At 53.2% G+C, this 1561-nt stretch carries 1 pseudogene; it reads left to right on the top strand.

The window, feature by feature from the left end:
* Positions 1-202: 202 nt before the first annotated feature.
* Positions 203-1561, top strand: a pseudogene (locus GSM73_RS16725) (hypothetical protein); the annotation flags it as partial.

Raw genomic sequence — 1561 nt, 5'->3', positions numbered from 1 at the left:
ATTCTGGCGGATCTGTAGTCCGTTGCGCAAGGCGCTGTAGTCACCCGAATTTTCTTGCACCGGGGCCCCCGCCACTCGTCGGTACTGTCAGAACTAACAGGTGTTTAGGTAACCTGATTTGGCATTTACTGCGCTTAAGAAGGCTCTTGGCGTTTCTAACCAGTGCCTTTTTTTGCTTCAGTTAATAGTTGAGGAGTTAGTCATGGGCGCTGGCGACGACTTAGAAGAAAGCGAGCCAAAAGATGCTTCGCAGGGAGATGATAACGAGGGGGCGGTCAGTCACATTGACGATGCTCCTGATTCCGAGGATGTGTCATTTCCTGGTTCCTTAACGGGAGAAGTGTTTCTAGAGGCGATTGGTGGTTCTCTTTGGGCGAATTTTACTGCCTTGTATGCATGGTCGGCAGACGGCAGGTCTTTTCAATTGACGAGGCCGAAATACAGCGCGAAAGATAACGGTCGTAACAAGGGTAATGTTTACATCAAACTTAAGTCGGCAGCCGATACGGGTTGGCGCGAGCTAACTAGCGATAACGGGATTCAAGACGGGAAATGGCATGAAATAAACGCGACTTTAGAGGTGCAGGGAAATGCCAGTTTTGTAGAGGTATGGTTTGAGTACGTGTATGACATATACCTCGGGGACGATCCTCATATCTATGCTGATAAAACCTATAGGTTTGTGCCCAGCGCTCCTACCATCACAGGCCCGTCGGGTGAGATCGCCACGGCATCAATCACTGTTACAGGGTACGGTGGCATACATGGTGTCGGCTGGATCACTGTTCATAATGCTGACGGCGATGGTCTTTTGCGTGCTGCCGAAATCAAGATCGATGGTAGCTGGACCGCCATATTCGACATGCCGAGCGGGTTGGATACTCTGACCTATTACGCGATACAAAAAGTAGATACCGCGACATCCGCTAAATCGAATCAGAAGACCATTTACCGGGCCTCGACGACACTGACAGAGCCCGCAGCGAACGCCATCGTGCGCGCCGACGAGCTTGTCTTCAAGGGGCGAGGAGCTCCAGGCAATCAAATTTGGGCGGTTTTCCCTAACGCCGGCACTGAGCTGTCTGAAAGAGTCTCCGTCAACACCGAGAAAACGTGGGAGGCCCGGGGCAAGCTCCTGGCCAATGGACCCTGGTTAGCACAGGCTGCCTATCAGTCGGGGAGCGGACCCATTAGATATACCGAGGAACACCGTTCCTTCACTGTTTTGGGTAAACCGAGCATCACCCGGTCCACAGCCAATAAGGAGATGAGTTTCACGGTATATGGAAGAGATGGAATAGAGGGCGCCAGCGTCGAAGTGAGGCTCGATGTTATCGGTAGACCGGTCGGCCAAGGCACAGTAGCGTCGAATGGCTCCTGGAATGCCAGGGTTGAAGTACCGCCAGGGACGATTTCGTTGGTGGCGGAGCAAACCTATCAAACCGTCCCGTCGGGACTGAGTACTGCCAAGGCGTTTAAAGTGCGCCCCCCCAAGTTGACCGACGTCACCGTCACCACGCCGACGGACACCTCGGTGAAGTTCGAAGGCAGCGGCTACACC

Origin of the sequence: Pseudomonas sp. PICF6, assembly GCF_009831705.1 — a bacterium.
Classification (GTDB): Bacteria; Pseudomonadota; Gammaproteobacteria; order Pseudomonadales; family Pseudomonadaceae; genus Aquipseudomonas; species Aquipseudomonas rhizophila.
The sequence above is the reverse complement of the archived record's forward strand: the minus strand, read 5'-3'. Positions and strand labels throughout refer to the sequence as shown.